The organism is Microbacterium sp. TPU 3598, from assembly GCF_002356155.1.
In the GTDB taxonomy this organism is placed as follows: Bacteria; Actinomycetota; Actinomycetes; order Actinomycetales; family Microbacteriaceae; genus Microbacterium; species Microbacterium maritypicum_A.
The window spans coordinates 399,083-412,599 of sequence record NZ_AP017975.1; the positions used below are offsets into that span (position 1 = coordinate 399,083).

At 70.9% G+C, this 13,517-nt stretch carries 14 protein-coding genes; 6 read left to right on the forward strand and 8 right to left on the reverse strand.

Annotated elements, in window-relative coordinates; all coding sequences use genetic code 11:
* Positions 1–58: 58 nt before the first annotated feature.
* Positions 59–397 carry a winged helix-turn-helix transcriptional regulator gene (locus tag MST3598_RS01825; protein ID WP_021198374.1) on the reverse strand — a complete coding sequence of 113 codons (339 nt, stop codon included), beginning with the start codon at positions 395–397 and terminating at the stop codon, positions 59–61.
* A 76-nt stretch (positions 398–473) separates the two neighbouring features.
* Between MST3598_RS01825 and MST3598_RS01830 the strand changes: the two genes are divergently transcribed.
* Positions 474–1,130 carry an FMN-dependent NADH-azoreductase gene (locus tag MST3598_RS01830; protein ID WP_029260108.1) on the forward strand — a complete coding sequence of 219 codons (657 nt, stop codon included), beginning with the start codon at positions 474–476 and terminating at the stop codon, positions 1,128–1,130.
* 265 nt (positions 1,131–1,395) lie between these two features.
* Here the strand turns inward: MST3598_RS01830 and MST3598_RS01835 are convergent, their stop codons facing one another.
* Together MST3598_RS01835 and MST3598_RS01840 are read right to left on the reverse strand one after the other, a co-directional pair.
* Positions 1,396–2,478 (reverse strand): sensor histidine kinase, encoded by a 1,083-nt coding sequence (locus MST3598_RS01835; RefSeq protein ID WP_029260107.1) that lies wholly within the window; start codon positions 2,476–2,478, stop codon positions 1,396–1,398.
* A gap of 10 nt (positions 2,479–2,488) precedes the next feature.
* Complete coding sequence (locus MST3598_RS01840) at positions 2,489–3,160, reverse strand: response regulator transcription factor (protein WP_021198371.1); 672 nt, start codon at positions 3,158–3,160, stop codon at positions 2,489–2,491.
* A gap of 87 nt (positions 3,161–3,247) precedes the next feature.
* On the opposite strand from MST3598_RS01840, the gene MST3598_RS01845 reads away from it, so the two are divergent.
* From MST3598_RS01845 to MST3598_RS01865, 5 genes are read left to right on the forward strand one after another with little or no spacing between them, the layout of a single operon-like run.
* Positions 3,248–3,916: a M15 family metallopeptidase gene (locus MST3598_RS01845; RefSeq protein ID WP_029260106.1), complete on the forward strand. Its 669-nt coding sequence runs from the start codon at positions 3,248–3,250 to the stop codon at positions 3,914–3,916.
* Positions 3,913–5,037, forward strand: a complete 1,125-nt coding sequence (gene alr / locus MST3598_RS01850; RefSeq protein ID WP_029260105.1) for an alanine racemase — start codon at positions 3,913–3,915, stop codon at positions 5,035–5,037. Before MST3598_RS01845 ends, alr begins: the two co-directional genes overlap by 4 nt.
* Positions 5,034–5,984, forward strand: coding sequence for a D-alanine--D-alanine ligase family protein (locus tag MST3598_RS01855; RefSeq protein ID WP_029260104.1), 951 nt, complete (start codon positions 5,034–5,036; stop codon positions 5,982–5,984). The genes alr and MST3598_RS01855 overlap by 4 nt, the downstream gene beginning before the upstream one ends.
* Positions 5,981–7,024, forward strand: a complete 1,044-nt coding sequence (locus MST3598_RS01860; RefSeq protein ID WP_051671176.1) for an acyltransferase family protein — start codon at positions 5,981–5,983, stop codon at positions 7,022–7,024. Before MST3598_RS01855 ends, MST3598_RS01860 begins: the two co-directional genes overlap by 4 nt.
* A 53-nt stretch (positions 7,025–7,077) precedes the next feature.
* The gene (locus MST3598_RS01865) at positions 7,078–7,467 is read left to right on the forward strand and encodes a VOC family protein (protein WP_029260102.1); all 390 of its coding nucleotides are present in this window, start codon (positions 7,078–7,080) and stop codon (positions 7,465–7,467) included.
* Positions 7,468–7,534: 67 nt separating this feature from the next.
* Here the strand turns inward: MST3598_RS01865 and MST3598_RS01870 are convergent, their stop codons facing one another.
* Genes MST3598_RS01870 through MST3598_RS01890 form a run of 5 tightly spaced genes read right to left on the reverse strand, consistent with a single transcriptional unit; the run spans position 7,535 to position 13,480 of the window.
* Positions 7,535–8,551 (reverse strand): ABC transporter substrate-binding protein, encoded by a 1,017-nt coding sequence (locus tag MST3598_RS01870; RefSeq protein WP_029260101.1) that lies wholly within the window; start codon positions 8,549–8,551, stop codon positions 7,535–7,537.
* 39 nt (positions 8,552–8,590) lie between these two features.
* Positions 8,591–9,370: an ABC transporter ATP-binding protein gene (locus MST3598_RS01875; RefSeq protein ID WP_029260100.1), complete on the reverse strand. Its 780-nt coding sequence runs from the start codon at positions 9,368–9,370 to the stop codon at positions 8,591–8,593.
* Positions 9,367–10,515: a FecCD family ABC transporter permease gene (locus tag MST3598_RS01880; protein WP_029260099.1), complete on the reverse strand. Its 1,149-nt coding sequence runs from the start codon at positions 10,513–10,515 to the stop codon at positions 9,367–9,369. The genes MST3598_RS01875 and MST3598_RS01880 overlap by 4 nt, the downstream gene beginning before the upstream one ends.
* A complete protein-coding gene (locus tag MST3598_RS01885) occupies positions 10,512–12,278 on the reverse strand; it encodes a prolyl oligopeptidase family serine peptidase (RefSeq protein WP_029260098.1) in 1,767 nt (588 codons plus the stop codon). The genes MST3598_RS01880 and MST3598_RS01885 overlap by 4 nt, the downstream gene beginning before the upstream one ends.
* Positions 12,275–13,480 carry a hypothetical protein gene (locus MST3598_RS01890; protein WP_029260097.1) on the reverse strand — a complete coding sequence of 402 codons (1,206 nt, stop codon included), beginning with the start codon at positions 13,478–13,480 and terminating at the stop codon, positions 12,275–12,277. The genes MST3598_RS01885 and MST3598_RS01890 overlap by 4 nt, the downstream gene beginning before the upstream one ends.
* Positions 13,481–13,517 lie beyond the last annotated feature (37 nt).

Genomic DNA, 13,517 nt, shown 5'->3' on the forward strand with positions numbered 1-13,517 from the left:
CGGTGTGTTCGCATGCATCCGTTGATCGGTCATGCGGGTGGCAGACGGATGAAACGTCTTAGTGGGCGCGCGCGGCGAGATTCGCCGAGGCCCACTGCCCGAGTTGGTTCAGGATCGGCAGGAGTCCTTCCCCTGCGGGCGTGAGTGCGTACGACACGGTCACAGGCGGGCCGGCGTCGACCGTGCGGGCCACGAGTCCGGCCTCGGCGAGTTCGGCGAGGCGGTCGGAGAGCACGGTGTCGCTGATTCCGGCGACGGCCCGACGCAGAGCGACGAAGGTCGATGGACCCCCGCCGAGCGACGACACGATCATGCCGTTCCACCGCTTTCCGAGCACGCTGAAGGCGAGTGTGACGGCAACGTCGCACACCTGACGCTCTTCGTCGACCTCGGCCATGCCCTCATCCTATCGTGCTACGTTAATCACTGCCGCTAAGAAAAACCTAGCGACTACGAAAACGAGAGGTAGGCCCATGTCCCTGTTCCGCCTGGATGCCAGCATCCTTCCCGCGTCGTCCGCCAGCCGAGCGCTCGCCGACCTCGTCGAGGCCGAGTGGACCGCGTCCCACCCCGACTCCACGGTCACCCGCCGCGACCTGGCGAGCGACCCGGTGCCCGCGACCGCCTGGGCGGATGCCGTGACCGGCGGCTTCGTCGACGCGGCCCAGCGCACTCCCGCGCAGAACGATGCCCGCGCTCTCGCCTCGCAGTTCGCCGATGAGCTGATCGGCGCCGACGTGCTCCTGTTCGCGGTGCCGCTGTACAACTACGGCGTCTCGCAGCACTTCAAGACCTGGTTCGACCTGGCCTACACCGACGCGCGCATCGACCCGACCGGCACTGCGCTGAACGGCAAGCCCGCCACGCTGGTCACCGTGCTCGGCGGCAACTACGCGGCCGGCTCGCCCAAGGAGGGCTGGGACCACTCGACCGGGTGGCTGCGCCGCGTGCTCGAAGACGTCTGGGGCCTCGACCTGCGCGTCGTGCAGCGTCCGTTCACCCTGGTCGGCGTGAACCCGGCCCTCGACGCCTTCGCCGACACGGCGCGCGAGCTCAAGGAGAACGCCGAGGCCGACGCTCGCACCTACGGCCGTGAGCTCGCGGCGACGCGCGACCCCCGCGTGGCCTGAGCCGAGCGGCATCCGGTTCGTCTTCGGCGTCGCGTCGGGTATCGGGTTCGGGTATTTGGTCGGGCGTCCGGTTCACCCGTCGGAAGGATGCACGGATGTAGGGCGGGAGACCGCCTACCGGCCCGACATCCGTGAAATCCTCCGACATCTGAACCGGGCGAACGTGAGGGCCTCGGCCGAGGGGACGTGAACCGGGGTGGACCCGAGGGGCACCGGACCCGGGACGTCAACGGGAGGGCGTGAACCACGACCGACCGGCGTGCGGTCAGGCGGGAGGCTCCACCGGGTAGGGATGCGGGAGCCACACCGTCACGATCAGGCCGCCGTCCGTGCGCGGGGTGAGCACCAGAGTGCCGCCGTGCGCCTGGGTGATGCGGTCGACGATCGCGAGGCCGAGCCCCGCTCCGGCATGATCGTCGCTGCGGGTGCGCTCGGCTCCGCGCTGGAATGGCTCGACGAGCGTCGCCACGCGGTGGGCGGGGAGCACCTCGCCGGTGTTCTCGACGACCAGCGCGACCGCATGGGGCATCGAGTGGGTGCGCACGGCGACGGCTCCGCCGGACGGCAGGTTGTGCACGATCGCGTTGAGCACGAGGTTCGTCACCAGCTGCGGCAGGAGGGCGGCGGAGCCGAGCACCGGTGCCGGTACGCCGCCCACCTCCACGGCGACACCGCGACGATCCGCGAGGGGCACCAGCGCCTCGACTGCTCCCTCCGCGAGGAGCGACAGATCGACGATCTCGCGGGTGAACGTCCGTCGGTCCGCCCGGCTGAGCAGCAGCAGTGCCTCGGTGAGGTCGATCGCGCGGGTGTTGACCTGTTGCAGGCGTGAGATCAGCTCGTCGACGTCGCGCTCCGGGTCGTCGTGCGCGACCTCGAGCAGCGTCTGCGAGATCGCGAGAGGTGTGCGCAGTTCGTGCGAGGCGTTGGCGGCGAATCGCTGCTGTTCCGCGACGTGCGCCTCGAGCTGTTCGAGCATCGAGTCGAAGACGTCGGCGAGGTCGCGGAACTCGTCGCGGGGGCCGGGGAGAGCGATCCGATGGGAGAGCGATCCCTGCGCGGCCAGCCGCGCCGCGTCGCCGATGCGCTCCAGCGGCGCCAGCATCCGTCCGGCGAGCAGCCATCCGCCCCCCAGACCCAGGGCGAGCAGCACGACCATGACGGTGGAGGCGACCGGCACGAAAGCCCGGATCAGGTCGGAGCGGTTCGGCACGCGGACCTCGAAGTAGGGGATCTGCACGTCCGGCACGTACCGCAGCAGATACAGAGCCACGGCGGCGAGAAGCAGGAGTCCCGACACCAGCACGATCCCCGCATAGCTGAGGGTGAGCTTGAGGCGGGCGCTCATCCCGCGGCGTCTACGCATCGGCGTCCGTCCCGATCCGGTACCCGACGCCGGGCACCGTCAGGATCAGCCACGGCTCGCCCAGGCGCTTGCGCAGCGACGACACCGTGATGCGCACCGCGTTGGTGAACGGGTCGGCATTCTCGTCCCAGGCGCGCTCCAGCAGCTCCTCGGCGCTGACCACTCCGCCATCGGCATCGACCAGCACCTCCAACACCGCGAACTGCTTGCGCGTCAGTGCGACGTAGCGGTCGTCGCGGTACACCTCGCGACGGAAGGGGTCGAGGCGCAGCCCTGCGACCTCGAGCACGGGCGGCCGGCTGCGCTGACGGCGACGGTCGAGGGCGCGCAGGCGCAGGACGAGTTCGCGCAGCTCGAACGGCTTGGTGAGGTAGTCGTCCGCGCCGATCTCGAAGCCGGTCGCCTTGTCATCGAGGCGGTCGGCGGCGGTCAGCATCAGGATCGGGATGCCGCTGCCGGAGGCCACGATCCACCGGGCGATGTCGTCGCCGGAAGGGCCGGGAACGTCGCGGTCGAGCACGGCGAGGTCGTAGGAGTTGATGCTCAGCAGTTCGAGCGCGGTGTCGCCGTCGCCGGCGATGTCGGCGGCGATCGCCTCCAGCCGCAGTCCGTCACGTACCGCCTCGGCGAGGTAGGGCTCGTCCTCGACGATCAGTACACGCATGGCTGCGATCCTACGCAGTGCGGCATATCGCGAGCATATGCAAAAGCCCATACGCCCCGGCAACCGGCCCCCTTCTTCACTGGGAGCATGAACACCCGCACCATCCCCCATCCACCGCGAGTGCGTCGCCGTCGCCGTGTCGTCGTCACGCTGATCGCGATCGCCGCGGCCGTGATCCTCGCGTTCGCGGTGCAGCAGTCGCTGTCCGCGGCATTCGCCGATGCGGCGCACACGATCCCCTCGCCCGCCCCGACGCCCGTTCCGACCGGGGGATCCGCCGGCTCGGTGGTCGCCCCGACCGAGGCCGACGGTGTGATCCTCGACGATGACAAGCCCACGGTCTTCGAGGTCGACAGGGTCGCCGTCGGCAACCTCGACCCCGCTCTGCTCGCGGCGCTGCAGCGCGCCGCGTCCGACGCCGAGGCCGACGGGGTGACCATCCGTGTGAACAGCGGATGGCGTTCTCCCGCGTTGCAGGAGTGGATGCTGCAGGATGCCATCGTCCAGTACGGATCAGAAGAAGAGGCGCGCCGCTGGGTGGCCACCCCCGAGACCTCGGAGCACGTGACGGGCGATGCGGTCGACCTCGGACCGTGGGCGGCGCTCGACTGGCTCTCCCAGCGCGGCTCGCGCTACGGCCTCTGCCAGATCTACGCGAACGAGTCGTGGCACTACGAGCTGCGCCCCGATGCCGTCGACGACGGATGCCCCGAGATGCTCGCCGACCCGACCGCCGACCCGAGGACGAAGCGATGACCACCCTTCTCGCCACCGAGCGCACCACCTACTCGCGTCTGCACGCGCCGACGCTCCACACCCTTCCCGGTGCCGTCGCCGAGAACCTGCGCCGTGTGCAGGCCGTGACCGCCGTGCCGATCATGGCCGTGGTGAAGGCCGACGGCTATGGGCACGGGGCCGTCGTCGTGGCCAGGGCCGCGGTCGCCGCCGGAGCCGGATGGCTGGGGGTGACCGATGTCGCCGAGGCGGTCGCGCTCCGCGATGCTGGGCTCGATGTGCCGATCCTCTCCTGGTTGAACCCGTCAGGTGTCGACGCGGACGTCGCCGCGGAGCACGGCATCGACATCGCCGTCGGTTCGGTCGAAGAGCTGCGCCAACTGATCGCCGATGCCGGGGATCCGGTACGCGTGCACCTGCATCTCGACACCGGCATGGCGCGGGGAGGGTGCCCTCTCGACGACTGGTCCGAGCTGTTCCGGCTGGCGCGTACCGGGCGGGGCAGGGTCGAGATCACGGGGGTCATGGGGCATCTGCCGCGCGCCGATGAGGCCGACCCGGCGGCGAACGCGGCAGCGGTGCTCCGGATGCGACAGGGGCGCGACGCCGTGCTGCGCGCAGGACTCGGCCCCGTGCTCGTGCATCTCGCCGCGACGTCCGGAGCGCTGACCGACCCGGCGACCCATTTCGGCATGGTGCGGATCGGGGCGGGACTCGTCGGCATCGACCCGTCGGAGACGACCGCGCTGGTGGGGGCCGCGCGCTGGACGGCACCGGTCGTGCACAGCGTGCGCGTGCCGGAAGGAACCGCGGTCGGTTACGGAGGCGGGGCGGTGACCGATCGGGAGACGCACCTGGCCGTCGTCGGCGTCGGGTACGCCGACGGCATCCCGCGGGAACGGGAAGCGGGCGCCGGCGTGGAGATCGACGGGGTGAGGTATCCGCTCGTCGGGAGGGTGTCCATGGATCAGATCGTGATCGACACCGGCGCCGTGCGGTTCCCCCGGGGCACGATCGCAACCGTGTTCGGACCCGAAGGGGGAGCCGTGCCGTCGGTGCAGGAGTGGGCGCGGTGGGCGGGAACCATCCCGCACACGATCGTCACCGGAATCGGGCCGCGAGTGCAGAGGAGTGTCGCATGACGACGAAGGTGCTGGTCATCGGCGGGGGACAGAACGCCGAGCACGAGGTGTCGCTGGCATCGGCAGCCGCGGTCGCCGCGGCCCTGCGGATGGGCGATCACGAGGTCACGTGCGTGACGATCGACCGTGACGGGATCTGGCGCGTCGAGGGCCGCCCGCACGGGGGCTCGGCCGCCGAGTCGCTCGCCCTCGCCCTTCCGCTGCTCACGCGGACCGACGTGGTCTTTCCCGCGGTGCACGGTGCCCCGGGCGAGGATGGTGCCCTCGCGGCGCTGTGCGCGCTCGCCGGCGTGCGTGTGGTCGGCTCGGGCCTGCGCGCCGGAGCCATCGGCATGGACAAGTGGACGACGAAGCTGGTGGCTGATGCCGTCGGTCTGGGCACTGCACGCGGTCGCCTGGTCTCGGCCGACGACATCGGCGACGTGGAGTTCGAGGGCGAGGTCGTGGTGAAGCCGGTGTCGTCCGGATCCAGCCACGGTGTGGGTCTCGTGACGCGGGAGGAGGATCTGCTCGTCGCGCTGCACGAGGCCGCGCGCTTCGACCGCCGGATCCTGGTCGAAGAGGTCGTGCGGGGGCGTGAGATCGACGTGGCGGTGCTGCGTGAGAAGGGCGGCATCCGCTGGGCCGCTCCGCCCCTCGAGATCCACGCGGCGGGACTGTTCGACACGGCCACCAAGTACGACGGCAGCGCGCGGTTCACGGTTCCGGCGCAGCTCGACGCGGGTGAGGTGTCGGCGCTCAAGCGGGCGGCGATCGCCGTGTTCGATGCCCTCGGATGCGAGGGCGTGGCGAGGATGGACTTCTTCCTGACCGACCGCGGTCCGGTGCTGAACGAGGTCAACACGATGCCGGGGCTGACCGCGGCATCGCAGGTGCCGCGGATGTTCGCCGCGGCGGGAGTGACATACGTCGACCTGGTGGCGCGGCTCGTGCGCGCGGCGTCGTGACGGCGGCTCCCGCGCCACGCGTCGGATGGCCCGATGTCGCGAAGGGCATCTGCATCATCCTGGTGGTGCTCTGGCACGTCGTGACCAAGCACGCGATCGAGGCCCCGGGTGCGGGGCCGGTCACCGACGCCTGGGCGACGCTGAACGCCCAGCTGCTGCCGTTGCGGATACCGCTGTTCTTCCTGGTCTCCGGGATGTTCGCCGCACGCGCGGTGCTCGTCGACGACGGCAGTTCCTGGCGGCGGCGCGCGGCACGGCTGACGATGCTCTACATCGTCTGGGTCGTCATCCAGACGTTCGTGCTCGCTCTGGCGCCCGACTTCGACACGGCTCGGGCGACCAGCGGGTGGGAGCTGCTCGCGCAGCTGACCATCAGTCCGACGAACCTCTGGTATCTGCTCGCGCTCGCGGTGTACCTGGCGATCGGTCGACTGACTCGCCGCATCCCGGCGGTCGTGGTGCTGCCGGTCGCCTTCGTGATCGCGGCGGTCGCCGGGGCCGGGGTCATCCCCGACCTCGGCAACCTGTGGCAGCTGGTGCAGAACCTGTTCTTCTTCCTCGTGGGGCTGCGGCTGCGCGCGGTCGTCGAACGGTTCGCGAAGAGCGTCGGGGTGTGGAGCACCGTCGCGCTCGCCGCCGTGTACGTCGCGGCGCTGGCCGTCGTGGCGGGCCTGGCCATCCGCCTGCTGCCGGGCGTGTGGCCAGCGCTCGCCCTGATCGCGGTGGCGTTCGGGGTGTCGCTCAGCGTGCTCCTGGACCGCCACGTCGACGTGGTCGCGCGGCCCCTGCGCTGGATCGGACAGCGCACCCTGCCGATCTACGTGCTGCACATGATGCCCCTCGCCCTCATCGATGCGGTCCTGCGCTCGACGCGCGGGCGGACGACGGACGTGGTCGAGGCCGTCGCCCCCATCCTTCTCACCGCGATCGTGATCGGGATCTGCCTGGGTGTGCATGCGCTGCTCGTGCGCTTCGGGCTCGGGGCGTTGTTCGATCCGCTGCGGGTGACCGACCGCTTCACGGCACGGCTGCGGCGATGAGGGCGTTCGAGGAAGGCCTCGACAATCGGCGGAGGACGGCGGATGCTGGGATCATGGCGGCCTTCACAGCGGACAACGCATTCAGCGGATTCAGCGTCGACGACATCGACGCGGCGGAGGAGTTCTACGGCACGGCGCTCGGGCTCGACGTCGAGCGCAATGCGATGGGTTTCCTCGACCTGCGGCTGCCGAGCGGCGGATCGATCCTCGTCTACTCGAAGCCCAACCACACCCCGGCGAGCTTCACGATCCTGAACTTCCCGGTGGCCGATGTCGACGCCGCCGTGGATGAGCTCATCGCCCGGGGCGTGCAGACCAAGATCTACAGCGATGAGGAATTCCCGTCCGACGAACGCGGCATCGTGCGCGGCAACGGTCGGGGTCCGGACATCGCGTGGTTCCGCGATCCCGCGGGCAACGTGCTCGCGGTGATGCAGGCCTGACAGCGAGACCGGAGGGTCTGCGCCCCGGAGACCGAGGTCCCCGGGGCGCAGTGCCTACCGACGCGGCTCAGCCGAAGACGGCGTCGGGGTAGAGGGCCTCGGCGATCAGCCGGACCGCCGAGACGTTGCCGAGCGTGCCGGGGAACAGATCGGTCGAGGGCACCGCGATCAGGCGGCCGTCGCGCACGGCGGGCATGTCGGGGAAGGTCGCGGCGAGGTAGGAGCGGACCGCCGCCTCGTGCGCCGGGTCGGACACCGCGAAGACGAGCGCGTCGGGTGCTTCGGCGGCGAGGGATTCCGGGGTGATCTCGGCGGCGAAGAAGTCGGCGAACGCGGGGTCTTCCGGCGTGAAGACGTTGTCGGCACCGGCGCGCTGCAGGATGTCGTACTCGATGCCGGCGCCGATGGCGGTGAGGGTGGTCCCCTCGATGAAGACCTGCGCGACGCGGGGGCGATCCTGTCCCTCGACCGCCTTGTCGACGGTGGCGAGCTCGGCCTGCGACGACGCGATCAGGTCGTCCGCCTCGTCTTCCACGTGGAAGATCGCGCCGAGGTTCTCGAGGTCGGTGAAGAGGTCGTCGACCGTGCCCTCCATACGGCGATCGAAGCAGCCGCCCGTCGCGGTGTACGCGGCGACCCCGGCGTCCGCCAGCTGCTCGATGCTGGCGAATCCCTGCTCGGCAGTGAACTCGTACGTCGTGGGCGAGTAGACGAAGTCGGGTTCGACGGCGAGGAGCTCTTCTCGGCTCGGAGGGGCGTCACCGCCGATGACCGGCACCTCGGCGGCGAGGTCCGCGACGTCGGACGGCAGCTTCTGGGTCGTGGCCTGGGCCTGGCCGACGAGCGCATCGGCGAGGCCGAGACGCAGCAGCAGCTCGGTCTGCGACGGGTGCAGCCCGACGACGGCGGTGGGCGTGGACGGGATCTCGACCGTGCGGCCGCAGTTCTCGATCGTGATCGCCTCGCCGGAGGCGGAGGGCGTGGTTCCGGCGGAGACTCCTCCGCCGCACCCGGTGAGGGCGATCGCGCCCAGACCGACGGTCACTACGGCGAGGAGGCGGGTGGTTCGGGTACGGGGTGTCATTCTTCTTCTCCTTGGTGATGGGTTCGGGTGTCGGGTCGATCAGCCGCTGACCGGCTCTCGGGGATGGAAGGTCATCGCGCGTGCCCCGGTGTCGACCTCGACGGCGATGCGGGCGGTGACGTGGAAGACCTCGTCGACGAGCGCCGGGGCGAGCACCGTGTCGGGCGGACCGAAGGCCACGAGTCGGCCCTCGTCGAGCACGGCGACCTCGTCGCAGAACGCCGCGGCGATGTTGAGGTCGTGCAGGGCCGCGATCACGGTCGTGCCGAGTCCGCTCACGACGCGCATCAGGTCGAGCTGGTGCGCGATGTCGAGATGGTTGGTCGGTTCGTCCAGCACGAGGATCTCGCCGCTCTGCGCGAGAGCGCGGGCGAGCATCACCCGCTGGCGCTGACCGCCCGAGAGCGAACGGACCAGGCGGTCGCCGAGGTCGTGCACGTCGGCGGTGCGCAGAGCCTCGTCCACGATGCGCTGATCCTCCGCGGTGTCCCGGCTGAAGGGCGGACGATGCGGCGAACGGCCCACGAGCACGGTCTCCCGCACGGTCAGGTCGAACTCGGAAGGGGAGTCCTGCAGCATGACCGACACCGTGCGGGCGAGGGCGCGCGGGGCCAGCTGCGACACGTCGGCGCCGTCGATCAGGACGCGCCCCGTGTGCGGACGCTGACCCGTGAAGAGCGCGCGCAGGAGCGTGGACTTGCCGCTGCCGTTCGGGCCGAGGAGCCCAACGATGCGCCCGGTGCCGACCTCGAGGTCGATGCCGTGCAGCACGGTGCGACCGCCGCGTGCGACGCTCACGCGGTCGAACAGCACGCTCATCGGTCGAACCCCGCGCGCTCGCCGCCACTGCGCATCAACCACAGGAAGAAGGGAGCACCGACGAAGGCGGTGAGGATTCCGAGCGGGATCTCGGTCGGCATCGCGACCGTACGGGCCAGCAGGTCGGCGACCATGAGGAACAGCGCGCCGCCGAGGACCGTGATCGGCAGCATCCGACGATGATCCGACCCGACCAGGAGTCTCGCCATGTGCGGCACGACGAGGCCGACGAAGCCGATGCCGCCGCTCACGGCCACGATCGCACCGGTCAGGAGCGAGGCGAGCACGAGCAGCAGCCCACGCAGCCGGGTCGTTCGTACGCCGACCGCCATCGCGGACTCGTCACCGGCGAGCAGCGCGTTCATCGACCGCGAGAGCCCGAAGACCGCGATGCAGGCGACGGCGAGTGCGACCGCGGGGATCAGCAGCGACGACATGTCGGCGGCCGACACGCTGCCGAGCAGGAAGAACATCACGCTGACGACGTTCTGGGCATCGGTGGTGAGCGTGAGGTAGCTGGTCACCGCGCTCAACAGAGCGCCCAGTGCGACGCCGGCGAGGATCATGCGGGTCGGAGACAGCTCTCCGCGGATGCGCGCGAGCATGGCCACGAGGATGCAGGCGACCATCGCGCCCACGAACGCCGCCCCGCTCATCGTGAGCCCGAGGAACGTGGCGCCGCCCGACACGATCACCAGCACGGCGCCGACACTCGCGCCGGAGGAGACGCCGAGGATGTAGGGCTCGGCGAGCGGGTTGCGCACGACCGCCTGCATCATCGCCCCGGCGAGAGCGAGACCTGCGCCCGAGAGCGCGGCGAGGAGCGACCGCGGCACCCGGAACTGCCACACGGCCTGATCCTGCAACGGCGTGAGGGTGCCGTCGGACATCCAGGGCATGCCGGGGGCCAGATGGCCGATCACGATCTTCGCGGCATCGAGGGGCGAGACCGTGACGGGTCCGGTGGCGGCCGAGAGCATGAGGACGAGCACAGCGAGCACCGTGATCGTCGTCACGGTCGGGCCGACGGGCAGCATCCGCCGGAAGCCGACGCGGCCGCCGGTGCGCCGACGAAGGCGCGGGATGCGCCGAACGGGGGTGCGCCGTGTGTCCGTCCCGGTGAGGGCTCCGGTGGATTCGCTCATCGGGCACGTCCCATCGTGGATTCGGTCGTGGATTCGGTCGTGAGTTCGGCCGCGAAGTCCAGCACGGTGAGTCCCAGCTCGTGCAGCGCGGCGGACTCGTTCGCACCGTGTCCTGCCCCCGAAGCCGTCCAGAGCCGGGCGGACCCGCCGGCTCGTCGCAGCGCCTCGACCATCCGGTGCGTGTCGCGAGCGCGCACTCGGGTGTCCTCACCGAGTACGACGCCGAGATAGGAGGGGATCCGGGCACCGGCCGGAAGGGCTTCGGCCTGCGCCAGCGGAGACAGGGCCCGGAGGTGAGCGCGCGATTCGCGAGTGCCGTCATCGCCGACCTCCGCTCGCCAGCGTGCACCGAGCGGATGATCGTCCAGGTGGAGCAGATCGAGGGGAGCGGCGGTGGTGACGAATCCCGCGCACAGCTCCGGGTGCGCGATCGCACACCCGGCTGCGACGACCCCGCCCAGAGAGGCCCCGGCGAGGACGATGAGGTCGGGTCGCGTGATTCCGGCCTCGATGAGTCCGCGCGCGATGTCGGCGAGGTCGGCGATCGTGCGGTGCTTGCTCCTGCCGCGGCCCGCCTCGCGCCACGCAGCTCCGCGCTCGCCACCACCGCGGAGCTGCGCGACGGCGTACGCTCCACCGCATTCGACCCAGGCGGGCACGGTCGGCTCGAAGAGCGGAAGGTGCGGCACGCCGAACCCGCCGTAGCAGGTCAGGATCAGCGGCAGCGGACCCTCCGTTCCCGGGGGAGAGGTCACGTGGACGGTCAGGATCACGCCGTCGTCGGCGCGGATGTCGTGGCGGACGGTCGTGCCGAGGGGCCGCACGGCAGCGGCCGGCACCACCACGGTCCCCCGGCGCTCGCGCTGCAGGAGGCGAGGGGGAGTGAGCGGGCCCTCGACGCCGAGACGCAGCACGCCGTCGTCGACGCCGATCATCGTGGTGGTGAGCGCATCGGAGGGGCTCGACGCGGCCTCGATGCGCGCGACCTCGACACCGTCGACCAGGTCGATGAGCACGCTGCGCCCGTCGGCGACGGCGAGGACGACGACGCGGTCATCATGCACCGCGACATCGACGATCAGCGCGTCGGGATCGTGCCAGCGCCAGAGTGCATCGTCTTTTCCGGCATCGTCTTTTCCGGCACCGACGTTCGGCACGGCATCGAGCCCGCGGTCGTGCCACACCAGCACGCCGGTGCCGAGAGGGGAGGCCCGCAGGAGCGCCGGCCAGCGACCCAGCGATGCTCCGGTGCCCCGGTCGGTCAGCGTCGTGCCTCGCGAACCCGAGCTGAGGGCGCGCAGGCCGCTCTCCCCGCCGGGGAACAGTCGCAGTCGTGCATCGGCCTCGAGGGCGGCCGCCCGCTGCTCGCCGGTCTGCAGATCCAGGGTCACGAGCATCCGGTCGCGGCTCGCGACGACGTCGAGGCTGCGCGAGTCGGGTGCCCAGAGCGCGGTGTCGTAGCGCAGACGGATGTCGGGGTGCAGCTGCAGGGTGCCGCCGTGGGCATCGACGATGCCGAGGACGGCGTTCTCGTCGGCGGTGGGCGCCCACTCGACGGCGATGCGCCGACGGTCGGGCGACGGGAAGATCCGATGGAGGTGCCCGTCGGGCTCGATCACGGTCGTGCCGTCGAGGCGGTGGATACCGCGACGAGAGCGACCGTCGGCCCGACCCAGGATGAAGCCCCCGACGGGAAGACCCGGTCGACCGTGACGTTCCGCACGTGCGAGGGCGTCGTCGAGCGCGGATCGGCGAGCGCTCATCGGCCGACCAGATCGTCGACGCGGTGGTCGGCACCGGCCCACAGCAGGTGCCCGCCCTCGTCGAGTGGGGTGGGGAGCTCGATGGTCGAGATGCCGCTGTCGTCGACGAGGTGGATCGTGCCGTCTCCGCCGCTGGTGACGGCGATCGTTCCGGTGCCGGGGTCGATCGCGATGGACCGGCGCTGTGCGGGGCGGCCGTCGACGCCGTCCCACGGCAGTCGTCCTGCGCGGGGCGGGTGCGTCATCGCCGGGATCGGGGTGATCCGCGCGATGCGCGCGTCCTCCCGATCGATCACGATCACGACATCCTCGTCGGGATGGATGACGGAGACGGCTGCGACGCCCGTGGCGAGGGCGAAACGGAAGGCGAGCCCCGGCGGCAGCGGCACGGTGCGGGAGGCTCCCGACGCGAGGTCGATATCGACGAAGGTGTTGGTCCACTCCGGCCACGATCCGGGAGAGGCCGGTCCTCCGCGGACGATGCCGGTGGCGCGCCCGGTGTCGCCCGCGAGGCGCAGGTAGTACGCGCGTCCTGCGACGGGCCACGGGACGATGCCGATGGCGCGGGGAACTCCACCGTCGACGATGAAGCGCTCCAGACCGCGGCTCGTCGCGATGCCGATGAGGCCGGAAGCGGGGTCCACCACGTCGCCGTGTCCGTCTGCAGCGAGGTCGTCGATGACGTGCCCGCGCAGGACCGGTGCGTGCGCTCCGACCTCGAGCGCCGCCGCGAGGGGCAGTGCCTCGACGGCTCCGGGTTCGCGATGGCGGAGCACGATCATCGGCTCTCCCGTGGCCTGATCCGGGGCGACCACGACGCCGGGCTCGCCGGTGCGCACGCGGAAGCGCACGGAGGAGTCGGTCGCGAGATCGACGACGGACACCAGGTCGGTCCAGGCTTCCTCGTTCATGCCCAGACCGGAGGTGACGACCACGTGGCGTCCGCTCGGATCGCAGGCCAGATGCTCCGCCGGGATGGCGATCGGGACGCGTCGTACGGAGTCCGCGTCTGCGATGACCAACGCACCGCCGCGGTCGTCCGCGAACGCCCAGCGGCCGGATGATCCGGCGGGAAGCCGGAGGAAGCCCGCGTGCTCGGCGAGCCAGCTGTCGGCGACGGCGACACGCCGGGAACCGTCATGAATCTCGTAGACGACTCCGGCCCGGTGATCAGCGGCGAGGAGGGGGATGGAGGAGGACATGTCAACGATCCTAGTAGATATTGAGAATCATTATCAT

Excerpts from the sequence above, each read along its gene's own strand:
- MST3598_RS01825 (WP_021198374.1), bottom strand. The coding sequence starts at position 397 with ATGGCCGAGGTCGACGAAGAGCGTCAGGTGTGCGACGTTGCCGTCACA.
- MST3598_RS01830 (WP_029260108.1), top strand. The coding sequence starts at position 474 with ATGTCCCTGTTCCGCCTGGATGCCAGCATCCTTCCCGCGTCGTCCGCC.
- MST3598_RS01835 (WP_029260107.1), bottom strand. The coding sequence starts at position 2,478 with ATGAGCGCCCGCCTCAAGCTCACCCTCAGCTATGCGGGGATCGTGCTG.
- MST3598_RS01840 (WP_021198371.1), bottom strand. The coding sequence starts at position 3,160 with ATGCGTGTACTGATCGTCGAGGACGAGCCCTACCTCGCCGAGGCGGTA.
- MST3598_RS01845 (WP_029260106.1), top strand. The coding sequence starts at position 3,248 with ATGAACACCCGCACCATCCCCCATCCACCGCGAGTGCGTCGCCGTCGC.
- alr (WP_029260105.1), top strand. The coding sequence starts at position 3,913 with ATGACCACCCTTCTCGCCACCGAGCGCACCACCTACTCGCGTCTGCAC.
- MST3598_RS01855 (WP_029260104.1), top strand. The coding sequence starts at position 5,034 with ATGACGACGAAGGTGCTGGTCATCGGCGGGGGACAGAACGCCGAGCAC.
- MST3598_RS01865 (WP_029260102.1), top strand. The coding sequence starts at position 7,078 with ATGGCGGCCTTCACAGCGGACAACGCATTCAGCGGATTCAGCGTCGAC.
- MST3598_RS01870 (WP_029260101.1), bottom strand. The coding sequence starts at position 8,551 with ATGACACCCCGTACCCGAACCACCCGCCTCCTCGCCGTAGTGACCGTC.
- MST3598_RS01875 (WP_029260100.1), bottom strand. The coding sequence starts at position 9,370 with ATGAGCGTGCTGTTCGACCGCGTGAGCGTCGCACGCGGCGGTCGCACC.
- MST3598_RS01880 (WP_029260099.1), bottom strand. The coding sequence starts at position 10,515 with ATGAGCGAATCCACCGGAGCCCTCACCGGGACGGACACACGGCGCACC.
- MST3598_RS01885 (WP_029260098.1), bottom strand. The coding sequence starts at position 12,278 with ATGAGCGCTCGCCGATCCGCGCTCGACGACGCCCTCGCACGTGCGGAA.
- MST3598_RS01890 (WP_029260097.1), bottom strand. The coding sequence starts at position 13,480 with ATGTCCTCCTCCATCCCCCTCCTCGCCGCTGATCACCGGGCCGGAGTC.